We start from the raw sequence: 16,889 nt of genomic DNA on the forward strand, positions 1-16,889 counted from the left end.
GGGCCGTTCGAGGGCCCTGGCAGCATCGGCTTCGATCTCACGCCGCATTGGCAAGAAGAACACGGGAGTACATACATGAACCGCAGTGAGCTGGTGGCCGCACTGGCCGATCGCGCCGAGGTGACCCGCAAGGACGCCGACGCCGTTCTGGCCGCGCTCGCCGAGACCGTCGGCGAGATCGTCGCCAAGGGCGACGAGAAGGTCACCATCCCCGGCTTCCTGACCTTCGAGCGCACTCACCGTGCCGCTCGTACCGCCCGCAACCCGCAGACCGGTGAGCCGATCCAGATCGCGGCCGGCTACAGCGTGAAGGTCTCCGCGGGCTCCAAGCTCAAGGAAGCCGCCAAGGGCAAGTAAGGCCCTTCCCACGGCATGAAAGGCGGCCACCCTCCTTCGAGGGTGGCCGCCTTCGTGCGCGTCCGCGTAGGGCGCTCGGGGGGGGCTTGTGGCCGGTGTGTGGGGCTGGTGCCGCCCACGACCGCCCACGGCCCCTTCCGTGGTCGGCCGTCCTCGGGGTTTCGTTGGCAAGGCAAAGGCGCCGCCCGGTTGCGTGGTGCGACCGGGCGGCGCCTTTGGGCGTCTGTGGGCCTGTGGGTCAGTCCCGGAGGGAGCCGTTCGGGAGTTCCACCTTGGCGCCGAGTTCGACGAGCTTCGCCATGAAGTTCTCGTAGCCGCGGTTGATCAGGTCGATGCCGTGGACCCGGGAGGTGCCCTGGGCGGCCAGGGCCGCGATCAGGTACGAGAAGCCGCCGCGCAGGTCGGGGATGACCAGGTCGGAGCCCTGGAGCTTGGTGGGTCCCGAGACGACCGCGGAGTGCAGGAAGTTGCGCTGGCCGAAGCGGCAGGCGGAGCCGCCCAGGCACTCGCGGTAGAGCTGGATGTGGGCGCCCATCTGGTTGAGCGCGGAGGTGAAGCCGAGCCGGGACTCGTAGACGGTCTCGTGGACGATCGACAGGCCCGACGCCTGGGTCAGGGCGACCACCAGGGGCTGCTGCCAGTCGGTCTGGAAACCGGGGTGGACGTCGGTCTCCAGGGCGATGGCGTTGAGCGAGCCGCCCGGGTGCCAGAAGCGGATGCCCTCGTCGTCGATCTCGAAGGCGCCGCCGACCTTACGGAAGGTGTTCAGGAACGTCATCATCGAGCGCTGGTGCGCGCCGCGGACGTAGATGTTGCCCTCGGTGGCCAGCGCCGCGGACGCCCAGGAGGCGGCCTCCAGGCGGTCCGGGAGGGCGCGGTGGGTGTAGCCGTCGAGCTTCTCGACACCGGTGATCCGGATCGTCCGGTCGGTGTCCATGGAGATGATCGCGCCCATCTTCTGCAGGACGCAGATCAGGTCCTCGATCTCCGGCTCCACGGCGGCGTTCGACAGCTCGGTGACGCCCTCGGCCAGGACTGCGGTCAGCAGCACCTGCTCGGTCGAGCCGACGGACGGGTACGGCAGCCGGATCTTGGTCCCGCGCAGCCCGCGCGGCGCCTCCAGGTACTGGCCGTCGTCGCGCTTCTCGATCTTGGCGCCGAACTGGCGCAGCACGTCGAAGTGGAAGTCCACCGGCCGGCCGCCGATGTCGCAGCCGCCCAGGCCCGGGATGAAGGCGTGGCCCAGCCGGTGCAGCAGCGGGCCGCAGAACAGGATCGGGATCCGCGAGGAGCCGGCGTGCGCGTCGATGTCCGCGACGTTGGCGCTCTCCACGTGCGAGGGGTCGAGGACCAGCTCGCCGGGTTCGTCTCCCGGGCGCACCGTGACGCCGTGCAGCTGCAGCAGTCCGCGGACCACGCGGACGTCCCGGATGTCGGGCACGTTGCGCAGCCGGCTCGGACCGCTGCCCAGCAGGGCGGCGACCATGGCCTTGGGGACGAGGTTCTTCGCACCGCGAACCCGGATCTCGCCCTCCAGCGGGGTGCCGCCGTGGACAAGCAGTACGTCGTCAGTAGAGACGGTCATGGATCTCGCGTTCCTGGAGTCGGACTGGGCCACGAGAAATGGTAAGGGCGCCCGAGGGGGTGCCCGTGGCGCTCTCCCGGTCTCCGCCGTGTAATGGCTTTGTCACAACACCCTCCGCTACGGTCCGCCTTTGATTCGTAATCGCCTTTTGTGGCGAACGCGTTGAATGTCGCGAATGGTGCATCTGGGGGCGGACGTCGTGCGCCGGGGCCTGCCGCCGTACGCCCGCCCTGTTCTCCCGGTGGGTCCGGGCGTTGACTCCCCCTTCCGGGCGGAAGTGCGGGATCATGTGGCCATGACCGAGGTGTCCTCGCTCACAGGGCGGCTGCTCGTCGCCACACCCGCGCTCTCCGACCCGAATTTCGACCGCGCGGTGGTGCTTCTCCTCGACCACGACGAGGAGGGCTCCCTCGGCGTGATCCTCAACCGTCCCACGCCGGTCGGCGTCGCCGACATCCTCGCCCCCTGGGCCGAGCTGGCCGGGGAGCCCGGGGTGGTCTTCCAGGGCGGCCCGGTCTCGTTGGACTCGGCGCTCGGGGTGGCCGTGGTGCCCGGCGGGCCGCCCGGTGAGGGCGCCGCGTCCGCCGGGAGCGGCACCCGCGCCGGCGCGTCCGCGGGCGTCGCGGGCGACGGGTTCGCGCAGGCCGCGGGCGCCGCGGACGGTGCCGGGCCGGGGGACGAGCCGCTGGGGTGGCGGCGGGTGCACGGGGCGATCGGGCTGGTGGACCTGGAGGCCCCGCCGGAGCTGCTGGCCACGGTCCTCGGCAGCCTGCGGATCTTCGCCGGGTACGCGGGCTGGGGCCCGGGCCAGTTGGAGGACGAGCTGGTGGAGGGGGCCTGGTACGTCGTCGAGTCCGAGCCGGGTGACGTCTCCTCGCCCGATCCCGAGCAGCTGTGGCGGGCCGTGCTGCGCCGGCAGCGCAACGAGCTGGCGATGGTGGCGACGTATCCGGACGATCCGTCGTTGAACTGAGCCGGGCCGCCTGGGCGTTGCCGGGGCGGGCCCGGGCGCTTTGTGACGGCTTCGTCATGGGGGATTGTCAGACCCCGTCGCTATCGTTCGCAGGTGGAGGAAGGTTGCGCGGACGCGTCGCGGAACCCCGGTGCCGTGCGGGGTCGGGGGCACCCGGATCGTGGTCGCGCCGGACGGACGGGGGAGAGCACCATGCACAGGCCGAGCGTGCCCGGGGACCTGGACGATCCCGGGCAGGTATGGGCGCGGGCCGCGACACTGGCGGTGGTCGCCGCGGCCATGGACGACGGGGACGAGTACACCGTCGGACCGCAGGGGCTGCACTGCTGGAACGGCGGCGGCGCGTACTGGTGGCGCCTGCGGGTGTACGAGGACGGCCGCGCGCTGCTCTGCGGCCATGACGCGGACGGCAGTTACACCCACACCGGCGACCGGCGGATCGACTTCCTGGCCGGCGGCCCCGCGTGGCTGCCCTGGGAGCAGCTGCGGGCCGAGGCCGACGGCAATCTCCTCGGCTTCGTCTATTGGTACGAGGACGGCGGCTGGGCGCGCGCCCCGTATCCGGCCGCGTTGCCGGACGACGGGCTGGCGATGGCGATGAGTTGGGCGGCGCCCGGCGGGGCGGCGGTCGAGGAGATAACGGAGCGGCTGGTGGCCCTCATGGAGACCGAGGTGCACCCGGTGGCGGAGGTCCGCGCGTTCATCGCGGCCGCCGCGGACCGCACGGTCGGCGCGGCGGAGGTGGCCGCGCTGCTGGACGCGGTCTGTGGGCGGGACTGCTGGTACGAGGTGCGCCCGGAGGCCGCGTTGGCGTTCGCCGCGGAGCTGGGGCTGACGGCCGGGGAGCGGGCCGGGGTGGCGGCGGTGGTGGCCTAGGGCGCTTCTGACGGATCTCCGTCAGAAGCGCCCTAGCGGCGGCCCGGGTGGTGGTGGCGCCGGTCAGGGGTGGGCCCCGCGGCACAGGGTGAGGAAGCGTGCGGCCAGCGGGTGGGCGTCGCGGGCCGGCAGGGCGAGGTGCACGGGCACCGGGGGCGCGTTCTTCAGCCGGACGTAGCGGATCCCGGGGTGCGGATGGCGCTCGGCGACCGGTTCCGGGGCCACCCCGACGCCGTGCCCGGCCGCCACCGACTCCAGCCACTCGTCGAAGTTGCCCGCGGCGCAGGCGAGTTGGGGGCGCCGGCCGGCGGGCCACAGGTCGGGGTGGGTGGTGCCGGTGACGGTGTTGACCACCAGGGGGAGCTCCGCCAGCTCGGCCCAGTCCAGGACCCGGCGGCGGGCCAGGCTGCCCGGGGCGGCGGCGCGCGGCACGGCGGCCACCCGCGGCTCGCGAAGCAGGAGGGTGGTGCGCAGTCCGGCGTCGGGTGGCACCTCGCCGCGCAGCACCGCCACGTCCGACTCCCCGGTCTCCAGTCCGGCCAACGGGGCGTCCCGGCGGACGAGTTGGATGCCGGCCCCGGTCGCCGCCTCGAAGTCGGCGATCAGTGTGCGGCAGGCGGCCGGCAGCAGGGAGGTGAAGCCCAGGCGGAGCAGCGCCGGCCCGGTGGGGGAGCGCAGCGCGGTGGTGAGCCGGGGGAGGAGCGGTGCGAGGTCGGCGTAGAGGCGGCGGCCGGCGTCGGTCAGGGCGACGTGGCGGGTCGTCCGGTCCAGCAGCCGGACGCCGAGGGCGGTCTCCAGGGCGCGGACGGCGCGGGTCAGCGCGGGTTGGCCGGTCCGCAGCCGGTCCGCGGCGTGGGTGAAGCTGCGCTCGTCGGCGACGGCCAAGAAGCCGCGCAGATGCCGGAGTTCGACGCCGTCGAGGATCGGGTCGGCGAGCGGATCGGTGTCCGGGGCGGCGGGTCCGTACGCGTCGTGCGGGGCGTCGTCGGGGGTGGGCCGCGCCGCGGTCCCGTCGTTGTCGCTGATGCTGCGGACACCATTCATGCGGCCCCAGCATAAGTGCTCCGTACGGGCATTTCCGCGGCGATCCGGAGACTGCCTACGTTTCCCGCAGTGGTCCGCCCGGGGACCGGGGAGGGTCCCCGGCCCCGGTCCGGCCAGGGGAGTTGAGCGCGGTGCGCAAGGTCTGGTTGCTGACGCTGGGGGCGTTCACCCTCGGCCTGGACGCGTATGTGATGGCGGGGCTGCTACCGGTCCTCGCCCAGGACGTCGGGACCCGGCTGTCCCTGGCCGGACAGCTTGTCACGGTCTTCACGCTCGCCTACGCGATCTGCGCGCCGCTGGTCGCCGGGCTGCTCTCCGGGGTGCGGCCCCGGCTGCTGATCCTGGCCGCGCTGGCGGTCTTCACCGTCGGCAACGGGCTGACCGCGCTGGCCCCTTCGCTGGCCACGCTGCTCGCCGCCCGGATCGTCGCCGGCGCCGGTGCCGGGGTCTACTCCGCGCTCTCCACCGCGGCCGCCGCCGCGCTGGTCCCCGAGGAGAAGCGCGGCCGGGCGCTGGCCCTGGTGATGGGCGGGATGAGCGCGGGCACCGTACTGGGCGTGCCGATCGGGGTGCTGCTGGCCGAGCACACCGGCTGGCGGGCCACGCTCTGGCTGGTCACCGGGCTGGGCGCGGTCGCGCTCGGCGGGCTCGCGGCGCTGTTGCCGCCGGTGCCGGCGGGGCCCGCGGTGCCCGTCCGGGCCCGGCTCGCGGCCCTTACCGACCGCGCGGTGGCGCCGGTGGTCACGGTGTCCTTCCTCGCCGCGGTGGCCAGCCTCGGCCTCTACACCTACCTCGCGCCGGTGCTGGCCGCGGCCGGCGGCGTCCACGAGGTCACCCCCTACCTCTGGGCCTGGGGTGCCGGTGGGGTGCTGGGCAGCGTGCTGGCCGGGCCGCTGGTGGATCGGACCGGCCGGGTGCGACCGCTGGTTGGCGGGGTGCTGGTGGTGATCGTCGCCGCCCAGGCGCTGCTGCCGACGCTGGCGGGCGCGGTGCTGCCCGGTGCGGTGGTCGCGCTGGTGGCCTGGGGTGCGGCCGGCTGGGCGCTCCAGGTGCCGCAGCAGCACCGGCTGCTGACGGCCGCCGGTGAGGAGCGCGGCACCGTGGCCCTCGCGCTGAACAACTCGGCGCTCTACCTGGGCAGCGCGGTCGGCTCGGCGCTCGGCGGGCTGGCCCTGGCGGCGGGGCTGGCACCGGACGCGCTGCCGTGGGCGGCGGCCGGGGTCGCGGCCCTGGGGCTGGTGGTGCATCTGGCAGCGGGCCGACGCTCCCGGGGCGCGGCGGGCGTGAGTACCCTTGGCAGTTATGAGCACTCTTGAGCCCGAGCGCGGGGCAGGTACGGGGACCCTCGTAGAGCCGACACCGCAGGTGTCGCACGGCGACGGCGACCACGAGCGCTTCGCCCACTACGTCCAGAAGGACAAGATCATGGCAAGCGCGCTCGACGGCACGCCCGTCGTGGCGCTCTGCGGCAAGGTCTGGGTCCCGGGCCGCGACCCGAAGAAGTACCCGGTCTGTCCGATGTGCAAGGAGATCTTCGAGTCCATGGGCGCCGGTGGCGACAAGGACAAGGGCAAGGACGGCGGCAAGAAGTAGCCGCCCCGGGCGGGTGGCCGCCCCCGGGCCGGGCGCCGAGCGGTGTCGAGGCCCCGGAGTGCGGCCGGCGCGCCCACGGTCCGCGCGGGCCCGGGTCCCTACGGGGTCCGGGCCCGCAGCCGTACCCGGACCGCCCGTCGCCGCGGCCCCGGCAGGCACCGGCCCGGGGGACGCGCGCGGACGGCTGTTGCCGCCGTGGTTTCCTTCCGCGGCGCGGCGGTGAAGACTTCACGTCGTGACAGCTCTGGAGACCGTTTCCCCCACAGGTCTGATCCCGGCGCCGCTCAGCCGCGACCTGGGCGACGAGGGGGCCCGCCCCCGGACCGTGCGGCTCGGCGCGCAGACCGCGCTGGCCGCCGCCCCCGGCACCGAGGACACCGCCCGCTGGCTGCGCGCCACCCTCGGCGCCGCCTTCGCCCTCCCGTTGCCGCCCGGCTCCGCCGAGGCACCCGACACCCTGACGTTGGCCCTGGACGCGACGCTGCCCGCGGAGGGCTACCGGCTCGACGCCGACGCCCGCTGGGGCGTGCGCCTCACCGGCGGCGGCCCGGCCGGCGTCTTCTGGGGCGCGCAGACGCTCCGTCAGCTCCTCGGGCCCGCCGCCTTCCGGCGTGCCGCGCTCGACCCGGGGCGCGCCCCCGGCCTGCCGGAGCAGACCATCGAGGACGGCCCCCGCTTCGGCTGGCGCGGCCTGATGCTGGACGTCGCCCGGCACTTCCTCCCCAAGGAAGGGGTGCTGCGCTACCTCGACCTGATGGCCGCCCACAAGCTCAACGTCCTGCACCTCCACCTCACCGACGACCAGGGCTGGCGGATCGAGATCCGCCGCTACCCGCGGCTGACCGAGACCGGCGCCTGGCGCGAGCGCAGCAAACTCGGCCACCGCCACTCGCCGCTGTGGGACCCGCGCCCGCACGGCGGTTACTACACCCAGGACGATCTGCGCGAGATCGTCGCCTTCGCCGCCGAGCGACAGATCACCGTCGTCCCCGAGATCGATATCCCCGGGCACTCGCAGGCCGCCATCGCGGCGTACCCAAAGCTGGGCAACACCGACGTCATCGACACCACCTCCCTGAAGGTCTGGGACACCTGGGGCGTAAGTCCCAACGTACTGGCGCCCACTGACACCACCCTGCGGTTCTACGAGCACGTGCTGGAGGAGGTGCTCGACCTCTTCCCGTCCCGCTTCGTGCACCTGGGCGGCGACGAGTGCCCCAAGGAGCAGTGGCGGGCCTCGGCCACCGCCCAGGAGCGGATCGCTCAGCTGTCCCTGGACGGCGAGGACGGGTTGCAGAGCTGGTTCATCCGGCACTTCGACCGCTGGCTGGCCGACCGCGGCCGCCGGCTCATCGGCTGGGACGAGATCCTCGAAGGGGGGCTGGCGGAAGGCGCGGCGGTCGCCTCCTGGCGCGGGTACGGGGGTGGCGTCGCCGCCGCCAAGGCCGGCCACGACGTCGTCATGTGCCCCGAGCAGCAGGTGTACTTGGACCACCGGCAGCACGCCTCGCCCGACGAGCCGGTGCCGATCGGCTATGTGCGAACCCTGGAGGACGTCTACCGGTTCGAGCCGGTCCCGCCACAGCTGACCCGCGAACAGGCCGCGCGGGTCCTGGGCACCCAGGCCAACGCCTGGTCCGAGGCGATGGACGGTCAACCGCGCCTGGACTACCAGGTCTTCCCGCGGCTGGTGGCGTTCGCCGAGGTGGCCTGGTCCCGGTTGCCGGCCCCAAAGGCCCGCGACTACCAGGACTTCACCCGCCGGATGACCGAGCACTACGCCCGCCTCGACGCCCTCGGTGTCGGCTACCGCCCGCCCGGTGGCCCGCTCCCGTGGCAGCGGCGACCCGGCATCCTCGGACGCCCCTTCGACGGGTCGCCCCCAAACGTGTGAGCCCTCGTCCAAGGAGGGCGCCCGTCCGGCCGGACCCTGGAACGGTGGAGCCCGTTCACCGGAACCGGCGGACGAATCCGGACCAGCGCCCTCTTCGGGACGGAACACCCTTCGCGCACCCTCGCGTACCGGGTCCACGAAGATGTGCCAGAGTTGCCACGTCCGGGCCGTGAGCACGTACCGTACGGCGGAGCGGAATGCCGGGACACCGGGGAAGGGGCAGCTGGGTTGACCACGCACGCACCGCACGCGTCGCAATCGGTGACGTTGCCGGCCTCGCTCGACGAGGCGGTGGCGGCGCTGACGGCCATGCCCGCCGCCGTGCCCGTCGCGGGCGGCACGGACCTCATGGCGGCGGTCAACGCCGGACTCCTCAGACCCGCCGGCCTGGTGGGCCTCGGCCGGATCAGCGAGATCCGCGGCTGGCAATACCTGGACGGCCACGCGCTGCTGGGGGCCGGCCTCACCCTCGCCCGTATGGGACGCCCCGACTTCGCCGCCCTCATTCCGGGACTGGCCGCCGCGGCCCGCGCCGCCGGCCCGCCGCAGATCCGCAACGCCGGGACCCTCGGCGGCAACATCGTCAGCTGCGCCCCCACGGGCGACACCCTCCCGGTGCTCGCCGCCCTGGAGGCCACGGTCCTCATCGCCGGCCCCGGGGGCGCCCGCCGCGAGATCCCGGTCAGTCATCTGCTCACCGGCCGGGACATGTTGAGCCCCGGCGAGCTCGTCGGCTTCGTACGGGTGCCGCTGCTGCACGCCCCGCAGACCTTCCTCAAGGCCACCGGGCGCACCGGCCCCGGCCGCGCCACCGCCTCCGTCGCGCTGGTCCTGGACCCGGCCCGGCGCTCGGTGCGCTGCGCGGTCGGCGCGGTCGCCGCGATGCCGCTGCGGCCCCTGGAGGCCGAGCAGTGGGTGGCCTCGCTCATCGACTGGGACGGCGAACGCGGCCTGGTACCCGAGGCGCTGGCCGCCTTCGGCGACTACGTGGCCGCCGCCTGCATCCCCGACCCGGCGCCGCCGCAGGACGGCTCCGAACCGGCGGCCCTGCCGCCGGCCGCTCTGCACCTGCGCCGTACGGTGGCAGCCCTGGCCCGCCGCGCACTTGGGAGGGCGCTCTCGTGAGCGAAGCAGACAACCGCCGTCGGCAGCAGCCGCATCCGGAGCAGGGCTGGCAGCCGCTGCCGCCGGGCGGCGAGTACGAGTCGGAGGCGACCGCCTTCGTCCAGCTTCCGGAAGGCTTCACCACCGAGGCGTACGGGGCCGGTTACCGCACGCCGGGCACCGACCCGTTGGCGGCCCCCGGCCACGGTTACACCCCGCCCGCCTCGTTCCCCGCGCACGCCCCCGCGCACCCGGGCGCGGGCAGCGACCCGGCGGCGACCGGGCAGTGGACGATGCCGTTCGCCGACCAGTCCGCCGGGTACGCCGACCCCGCGGCCGGATACGCCGACCAGACGGGCCGGCAGGAGCCCGCTCCGCACCAGGGTCCGCCCGCCGGCTACCAGGCCAACGCGCCCGAGGGCGCCCAGCCGTGGGGCGGCGAGCAGGTGCACTGGCCGGTCGCCGGCAGCCCGGAGGCGGCCGGCGGCTGGCACGTGCCGGCGGCCGACGATGTCCTTGAGGAGTCCGGCGAGTACCGCGTCGGCGACGACCAGTTGACCGGCCACGGCGGAGCCGCGCCGGGCGCCGACGGCGGCTACCCCGCGCCGTACGAGGGCGCCGGGTCGCCGGGCCAGGGCACCACCGGCCACTGGAACTTCAGCGCCGGGCTGGACGCCACGGGCGGGGCCGGCACCGGCGCCGACGGGGGCGCTCCGGCCGGCGCGGGCGAGCCGTACCCGGCGCCCGCCGACGACCCGTACGCGCGGGGCGCCGCCGCGTCCGGTACGGGCGGGGCGACCGGCCACTGGTCGCTGCCCGCCGACGCGCTGGCCCAGTGGCCGCCGGCCGGGCAGCCGGCCCACCAGGAGGACGCGCCCGCCGGCCAGGAGGGTGCCACGGAGGTGCCCGCCCCCAGGGGCGCCGAGAGCTGGTCGATCCCGGTGGTGGAGGGCGAACAGTCCGACACCACGGGGGAGTTCGTCGTCGACCCGGGCCGGGCGGCCGCCGCCGGCGCGGTCGCCGCCCCGGAGGGCGAGCCCCACGCGCCGGCCGTCGAGCACGGCGCGGAGCCGGCGGCGCCCGCCGAGCACGGCGCGGAGCCGGCTCCCGAGGCGCCCGCGCAGACGCCGCCCGCCGACCCGGCGCCGGCGGGCCCGCAGGGCGCCCCCCAGGCCCCCACGGTCGCCGTTCCGGACGCCGTCGAGGCCGGCCAGCCGGAGGGCCCGGCCGCGGACCCCGTCGAGGATTCCGGCCCACCCGCCGCCGCGCCGCCCGCCGTTGAGCCGGCCCCGGCCCCGGCCCCCGCCGCGGACGCGCCGCCCGCCGGGTCGGTCGCCCACGACGCCGAGGCCGCGACGGCGCACCCCGCGCCGCCCGAGCCGGCGCCGGCCGCCCCCGCGCTCGACGCCCCGACCACCCCCGACACGCACGACGAACACCCCTGTGCCTCCTACGTGTTGCGGGTCAACGGCGTCGACCGCCCGGTCACCGACGCCTGGATCGGCGAGTCGCTGCTGTACGTGCTGCGCGAACGGCTCGGCCTGGCCGGGGCCAAGGACGGCTGCTCCCAAGGGGAGTGCGGGGCCTGCTCGGTCCAGGTGGACGGGCGGCTGGTCGCCTCCTGTCTGGTGCCCGCCGCCACCGCGGCCGGCAGCGAGGTCCGCACCGTCGAGGGGCTGGCGGAAAACGGCGTGCCCTCCGACGTCCAGCAGGCGCTCGCCGCCTCCGGGGCCGTGCAGTGCGGCTTCTGCGTACCGGGCATGGCGATGACCGTCCACGACCTGTTGGAGGGCAACCACGCCCCCACGGAGTTGGAGACCCGCAAGGCGCTCTGCGGCAACCTCTGCCGCTGCTCCGGCTACCGGGGGGTCCTGGACGCCGTCGCCGACGTCGTCGCGTCCCGCGCCGAGGCCGCCGACCAGGCGCCGGCCGAGACCGCCCGCATCCCCCACCAGGCGGGTCCCGCCGACCCGATGGACGGGGCACCGCACCACCAGGAGCAGCAGCCGGGAGGCGCCGGATGAGTGAGACCACGAGGAGGTGCGCGCCTCGCGCATGCGGGGGCGAGCGGAGCGAGGTCTCGGCATGAGTGGGACGACTGACGGGGCTGGGGCCGGAGCGGCGACCGCGACGCCCGCGGCGGGCGTCCAGGCCCCCGTCGAGCCGCCGGCGCAGGGGCTCGGCGTCTCCTTGGCGCCCGCCGACGCGGCGGCCAAGGCCGAGGGCACCTTCCCGTACGCCTCCGACCTGTGGGCCGAGGGCCTGTTGTGGGCGGCGGTGCTGCGCTCCCCGCACCCCCGGGCGCGGATCCGCTCCGTGGACACCCGGCACGCCACCCAGATGCCGGGCGTGCACGCGGTCGTCACCCACGAGGACGTGCCGGGCGACAAGGGGCACGGCCGGGGCACCGCCGACCGCCCGGTGTTCGCCAAGGACGAGGTCCGCTACCACGGCGAGCCGATCGCCGCGGTGGCCGCCGACCACCCCGACACGGCCCGGCTGGCGGCCGCCGCGATCGTCGTGGAGTACGAGGTCCAGGAGGCCGTCACCGACCCCCAACTCGCCTTCGAGGCCGAGCCGTTGCACCCGGATGGCAACCTCATCCGGCACATTCCGCTCCGCTTCGGCGACCCGGAGGCGGTCGGCGAGGTGATGGTCGAGGGCTTCTACCGGATCGGCCGCCAGGACCCGGCGCCCATCGGGGCCGAGGCCGGGCTCGCGGTGCCGCGGCCCGACGGCGGGGTGGAGATCTACTCCGCCTCCACCGACCCGCACATCGACCGCGATCTGGCCGCCGCCTCCTTCGGGTTGGCGCGGGAGCAGGTCCGGGTCGTGGTGACCGGCGTGCCCGGGGCCACCGCCGACCGCGAGGACCCCAGCGTCCAGTTGTCCCTGGGGCTGTTGGCGCTCCGTACGGGGTGCCCGGTGAAGCTGGCCGCCACCCGGGAGGAGTCCTTCCTCACCCACGCCCACCGCCACCCGACGCTGCTGCGCTACCGCCACCACGCCGACGCCGACGGCACGTTGGTGAAGGTGGAGGCGCAGATCCTGATGGACGCCGGGGCGTACGCGGACACCTCCTCCGAGGCGCTGGCCGCCGCGGTCTCGTTCGCCTGCGGCCCGTACGTCGTCCCGCACGCCGTCGTCGAGGGCTGGGCGGTGCGCACCAACAACCCACCCTCCGGCCACCTGCGCGGCGAGGGCGCGCTCCAGGTCTGCGCCGCCTACGAGGGCCAGATGGACAAGTTGGCCGCCCAACTGGGCCTGGAGCCCGACGAGATCCGCCGGCGCAACGTGATGGCCACCGGCGACCTGCTGCCCACCGGGCAGACCGTCACCTGCCCCGCCCCGGTGGCCGAGCTGCTGGCCGCCGTCACCGAGGCGCCGCTGCCGGAGCTGCCCAAGGACACCCCCGAGGCGGAGTGGCTGCTGCCGGGCGGGCCCGAGGGCGCGGGCGAACCGGGCGCGGTCCGGCGCGGCGTCGGCTACGCGCTGGGCATGGTGCACATGCTCGGCGCGGAGGGCGCGGACGAGGTGTCCACCGCCACCGTCAAGGTCAGCGGCTCCGTCGCCACCGTCATCTGCGCCGCCGTGGAGACCGGTTCGGGCTTCGCCACCCTGGCGCGCCAGATCGTCCAGGAGACCCTGGGCGTGGAGGAGGTGCACGTCGCGGGCGTGGACACCGACCAGCCGCCGGCCGGTCGGGCCTGCCACAGCCGGCACACCTGGGTCTCCGGCGGGGCGATCGAGCGGGCCGCGAAGATGGTCCGCACCCAGCTCCTCCAGCCGCTGGCCCACAAGTTCGGGATGTCCACCGAGCTGTTGCAGATCGCCGACGGCAAGATCACCTCGTACGACGGGGTGCTCAGCACCACCGTCGCCGAGGCGCTGGACGGCAAGGAGCTGTGGGCCACCGCGCAGTGCCGGCCGCACCCGACCGAGCCGCTGGACGAGACCGGTCAGGGCGATGCGTTCGTCGGTCTGGCCTTCTGCGCGGTCCGCTGTGTCGCCGATGTGGACATCGAGTTGGGCACGGTGCGGGTGGTGGAGATGACCGTGGCCCAGGACGTGGGCCGGGTGCTCAACCCGCGCCAGCTGCGCGCCCGGATCGAGGCCGGGGTGACCCAGGGCCTGGGGGCCGCGCTGATGGAGAACCTGCGCACCACCCGCGGTCAGGTCCGCCATCCCGACCTGACCGGTTATGCGCTGCCGACCTCACTGGACGCCCCGGACATCCGGATCGCCAAGCTGGTCGAGGAGCGCGATGTGGTCGCCCCGTTCGGTGCCAAGGCGGTCAGCGCGGTGCCGGTGGTGACCTCGCCGGCCGCGGTGGCGTCGGCGGTCCGCGCCGCGACCGGCCGGCCGATCGGCCGCCTGCCGATCCGACCGCAGGCGGCGGTGGCACAGCCGGTGCAACTACCGCAGTAGCGCCGTGTGTTGCGGCCCCCGGCGGCGCCCGCCCGGTGATGTCGTAGCGCGGAGGTCGGTCGCGCGGCGGCGGTGCGTCGATGACGGTGCGTCGACGGCGGTTTTCCGCCACCTGCCGAGGGGCCGGTTCGCCGGCCCGCTCGGCCGCCTGCGTTCCACGTAACGAAACGGCGCGCTCCGTTTCCTGACGTCCACGGAGACGGGTGGACCCAGGCGGCGAACCGCCAGCGCAGCACTGGGAGTTGGCCGTACCCACTGTGTGGAGCATCGCACCGCACGCCGCCAACTCGGCCGCAGCGGACCGCAGTTCCGCCGGAAAGCCTGACGTGATCTGCATAAAGGAAAACCCGGTGAACCCCCGTGGAAAAGCAGGTGAAGGTAGCGTCTGTCCCTTGAGAACTCAACAGGGGGATGGTGCAGAAGGCGGAGTTCACCACGCCAGATAGCGAGGGCGTCGTCGGTGCCGGTCCGGCACGGCGGCCGCCCGTTGCGTTCCCGCCCGCGGCGGTCCCGGATGCGTCCAGGGGCCGCCGCGGGCCGTTTACCGGAGCCGACCGCGCACCTGCGCGGTCGGCTCTCCTCATCCCACCGCGGCACCGGGTCTCTTCCCTTTATCCAAGGAGGAATTGATGCTCACTGATACCGATGGACTGTTCGAGGCCCTGCGGGCTCTGGAGTTACCGCGCGGCGAGTTCGTGGTGTGCGGCTCCGCCGCGCTCTACGTACGGGGGCTGCGGCCGCGGATGGGCGATCTCGACGTCCTGGCCCGGGGCGCGGCCTGGCAGAGAGCCCTGACCATAGGCACCCCGCAGCCCACCGTGTCCGGCTACGGCCTGCGGGTACTGCACCCCACGGCCGCGATCGAGATCGTGGACCGCTGGACGCCGGGCTGGTCCACCGACCGCCTGATCGAGGAGGCCGATCGCATCGACGGCATCCCCTTCATGCGCCTGGGCGACGTCTGGCGCTGGAAGAACGAGGCCCGCCGCCCGAAGGACCTGCCCGACATCGCCGCCATCAACCGCCTCCACCGGGCCTGGACCGGCACCCCGGCCACTTGCGGCTGATGGCCCGGCTTGGCCGACCATCTGCGACTGACGGCTCGGCGCCGCCGACCTGCCGGGCCGGCGGCGGGCCTCAGCAGCACAACTCGGGGGCGGGGTTGGTTCTTTGGAGGCCGTGGCGGGATTCGAACCCACGTAACTCGCTTTGCAGGCGAGCCCCTAAACCACTCGGGCACACGGCCGGTGTGCGGTGCGTTCCCGACTCTAGGCCGGTGGGTGGGGGGCCGGACAAGGGGTGCGGGCGGGCCGCCATGAGGCTGCAACACGTGGTTCATGTGGTTCATGTGGTTCATGAAGGGGCGGTGGGCGGCGGCCGGGGTGGGACCGGCTGATGGCGTAAGACCGACGGCCTAGGTGATCCCCGTCTCCGGACAGGGGTGCAGTGCTTGTACGGCCCTTACGCTGGCCCGATGACCGCTGACCCTTCGAGCCCCGCAGACGCGGCCCCCGCGGCCGCGACGGGCAGCACCGCCACATCCGCCACCGACCACCGCAATCAGGAACAGAACGAGGGACAGGACGAGGGACACAACGAGGAACGGGGGGTGTCCGGCGGGGGTGTGCTCGGGCGGGATTACCGGGCGTTGACGCTCGGGATCGTCTCGGTCGTCTCGTTGATCGCCTTCGAGGCCAGCGCGGTGAACACCGCGATGCCGGTGGCCGCCCGTGCCCTCGACGGGATCGGGCTGTACGCGTTCGCCTTCTCGGCGTTCTTCACGGCCAGCCTGTTCGCGATGGCGCTCGCCGGGGTGTGGAGCGACCGGCGGGGGCCGCTGGCGCCGTTGTTCAGCGGGATCGCCGCGTTCGGCGCGGGGCTGCTGGTCGCGGGCGGGGCGCAGAACATGGGCATGTTCATCGCCGGGCGCGGCGTCCAGGGGCTGGGCGGCGGCCTGGCGGTGGTGTCGCTGTACGTGGTGGTCGGCCGGGGCTATCCCGAGCGGCTGCGGCCGTCGGTCATGGCGTCGTTCTCGGCGGCCTGGGTGGTGCCGGTGATCGTCGGGCCGCTGGTCGCCGGGACGATCACCGAACAGGTCGGCTGGCGCTGGGTGTTCCTGTCCATACCGGTGCTGATACTGCTGCCGCTCGCGGTGATGCTGCCGGCGCTGCGGAAGCTGCCGCGCACCGTGCCGGGCCCGGACGGCGGCCTTCGGCGGATCCTGGGCAGCCGCCGCTGCCGGTTGGCGCTGGCGGTCGCGGTCGGCGCTTCGCTGGTGCAGTACGCCGGTCAGCACATCGGCTGGTTCGCGCTGTTGCCGGCCGGCGTCGGGCTGGCGCTGCTGGTCCCGGCCATCGTGCGGCTGCTGCCGCCCGGTACGTTCCGGGCCGGGCGCGGGCTGCCCGCCGTCGTGCTGATGCGGGGCCTGGCGGCCGGCGCGCTGGTCGCCGCCGAGAGCTTCATCCCGCTGCTGCTGGTCACCCAGCGCGGGCTGTCCGCGACCCTGGCCGGGCTCTCGCTCACCGGCGGCGGTCTGACCTGGGCGCTCGGCTCCTACGTCCAGAGCCGTCCGGGTCTGGAGCGGCACCGGGAGCGGCTGATGGGGCTGGGCATGGCCCTGTTGGCGACGGCGATCGTGCTGGTGCCGCTGGTGCTGATCGACGGGGTGCCGGTCTGGGTCGTGGCCGCGGCGTGGACGATCGGCGGGTTCGGGATGGGGCTGAACATCTCCAGCGGCGGCGTGTTGCTGCTGAAGCTGTCCCGGCCGGAGGAGGCCGGCAGCAACTCCTCGTCGCTCCAGATGTCCGACGCGCTGGGCAACGTGACCTTCGTCGGCGTCAGCGGGGTGCTCTTCGTGGCCTTCGGCGGCGGCTCGATCGCCGCGGCCGGTGCGGGGTCCACCGCCCCCGCGGGCGCCGGTGCGGTGAGCCACCCCGCGGCGTTCCTGGCGGTCTTCGTGGCGATGGCGGTGGTCGCGGCGACCGGCGCGGCGGTCGCCACCCGGCTGCGCCCGAAGGCGGGTTAGGGCCGTGCCC

General features: G+C 74.6%; 13 protein-coding genes and 1 tRNA gene. 11 read left to right on the forward strand and 3 right to left on the reverse strand.

Annotated features, from left to right (window positions below):
* Nucleotides 1–75: 75 nt before the first annotated feature.
* Nucleotides 76–357, forward strand: a complete 282-nt coding sequence (locus tag ACFVFQ_RS15615; protein WP_071961969.1) for an HU family DNA-binding protein — start codon at nucleotides 76–78, stop codon at nucleotides 355–357.
* A 238-nt stretch (nucleotides 358–595) separates the two neighbouring features.
* Here the strand turns inward: ACFVFQ_RS15615 and murA are convergent, their stop codons facing one another.
* Entirely contained in the window at nucleotides 596–1,942 is a 1,347-nt protein-coding gene (gene murA / locus ACFVFQ_RS15620) for a UDP-N-acetylglucosamine 1-carboxyvinyltransferase (protein ID WP_274915462.1), read from the reverse strand.
* Between the two features lie 295 nt (nucleotides 1,943–2,237).
* On the opposite strand from murA, the gene ACFVFQ_RS15625 reads away from it, so the two are divergent.
* Together ACFVFQ_RS15625 and ACFVFQ_RS15630 are read left to right on the forward strand one after the other, a co-directional pair.
* Nucleotides 2,238–2,915: a YqgE/AlgH family protein gene (locus tag ACFVFQ_RS15625; RefSeq protein WP_383415074.1), complete on the forward strand. Its 678-nt coding sequence runs from the start codon at nucleotides 2,238–2,240 to the stop codon at nucleotides 2,913–2,915.
* A gap of 192 nt (nucleotides 2,916–3,107) precedes the next feature.
* Nucleotides 3,108–3,791, forward strand: a complete 684-nt coding sequence (locus ACFVFQ_RS15630; RefSeq protein ID WP_383415077.1) for a hypothetical protein — start codon at nucleotides 3,108–3,110, stop codon at nucleotides 3,789–3,791.
* A gap of 63 nt (nucleotides 3,792–3,854) precedes the next feature.
* On the opposite strand, the gene ACFVFQ_RS15635 is transcribed toward ACFVFQ_RS15630, so the two are convergent.
* Nucleotides 3,855–4,835: a LysR family transcriptional regulator gene (locus tag ACFVFQ_RS15635; protein WP_383415079.1), complete on the reverse strand. Its 981-nt coding sequence runs from the start codon at nucleotides 4,833–4,835 to the stop codon at nucleotides 3,855–3,857.
* A 131-nt stretch (nucleotides 4,836–4,966) separates the two neighbouring features.
* On the opposite strand from ACFVFQ_RS15635, the gene ACFVFQ_RS15640 reads away from it, so the two are divergent.
* From ACFVFQ_RS15640 to ACFVFQ_RS15670, 7 genes are all read left to right on the forward strand, one after another.
* Nucleotides 4,967–6,151, forward strand: coding sequence for an MFS transporter (locus ACFVFQ_RS15640; protein WP_383415082.1), 1,185 nt, complete (start codon nucleotides 4,967–4,969; stop codon nucleotides 6,149–6,151).
* On the forward strand, nucleotides 6,138–6,428 hold the full coding sequence (locus tag ACFVFQ_RS15645; RefSeq protein ID WP_383415085.1) for a DUF3039 domain-containing protein: 291 nt from the start codon (nucleotides 6,138–6,140) through the stop codon (nucleotides 6,426–6,428). Before ACFVFQ_RS15640 ends, ACFVFQ_RS15645 begins: the two co-directional genes overlap by 14 nt.
* Before the next feature lie 235 nt (nucleotides 6,429–6,663).
* Nucleotides 6,664–8,322 carry a beta-N-acetylhexosaminidase gene (locus ACFVFQ_RS15650; RefSeq protein WP_383415088.1) on the forward strand — a complete coding sequence of 553 codons (1,659 nt, stop codon included), beginning with the start codon at nucleotides 6,664–6,666 and terminating at the stop codon, nucleotides 8,320–8,322.
* Between the two features lie 228 nt (nucleotides 8,323–8,550).
* Nucleotides 8,551–9,447 (forward strand): FAD binding domain-containing protein, encoded by an 897-nt coding sequence (locus ACFVFQ_RS15655; protein WP_383415091.1) that lies wholly within the window; start codon nucleotides 8,551–8,553, stop codon nucleotides 9,445–9,447.
* Nucleotides 9,444–11,450 carry a 2Fe-2S iron-sulfur cluster-binding protein gene (locus tag ACFVFQ_RS15660; RefSeq protein ID WP_383415095.1) on the forward strand — a complete coding sequence of 669 codons (2,007 nt, stop codon included), beginning with the start codon at nucleotides 9,444–9,446 and terminating at the stop codon, nucleotides 11,448–11,450. The genes ACFVFQ_RS15655 and ACFVFQ_RS15660 overlap by 4 nt, the downstream gene beginning before the upstream one ends.
* A 61-nt stretch (nucleotides 11,451–11,511) precedes the next feature.
* Nucleotides 11,512–13,854 carry a xanthine dehydrogenase family protein molybdopterin-binding subunit gene (locus ACFVFQ_RS15665; RefSeq protein WP_383415098.1) on the forward strand — a complete coding sequence of 781 codons (2,343 nt, stop codon included), beginning with the start codon at nucleotides 11,512–11,514 and terminating at the stop codon, nucleotides 13,852–13,854.
* A 629-nt stretch (nucleotides 13,855–14,483) separates the two neighbouring features.
* A complete protein-coding gene (locus ACFVFQ_RS15670; protein ID WP_383415101.1) occupies nucleotides 14,484–14,921 on the forward strand; it encodes a hypothetical protein in 438 nt (145 codons plus the stop codon).
* 104 nt (nucleotides 14,922–15,025) lie between these two features.
* Here ACFVFQ_RS15670 and ACFVFQ_RS15675 read toward each other — a convergent pair.
* A tRNA-Cys gene (locus ACFVFQ_RS15675) sits at nucleotides 15,026–15,100 on the reverse strand.
* Nucleotides 15,101–15,328: 228 nt separating this feature from the next.
* On the opposite strand from ACFVFQ_RS15675, the gene ACFVFQ_RS15680 reads away from it, so the two are divergent.
* Nucleotides 15,329–16,879, forward strand: a complete 1,551-nt coding sequence (locus ACFVFQ_RS15680; RefSeq protein ID WP_383415104.1) for an MFS transporter — start codon at nucleotides 15,329–15,331, stop codon at nucleotides 16,877–16,879.
* The last annotated feature ends 10 nt before the right edge of the window (nucleotides 16,880–16,889 follow it).

This window comes from Streptomyces sp. NPDC057743 (assembly GCF_042798755.1).
Classification (GTDB): Bacteria; Actinomycetota; Actinomycetes; order Streptomycetales; family Streptomycetaceae; genus Streptomyces.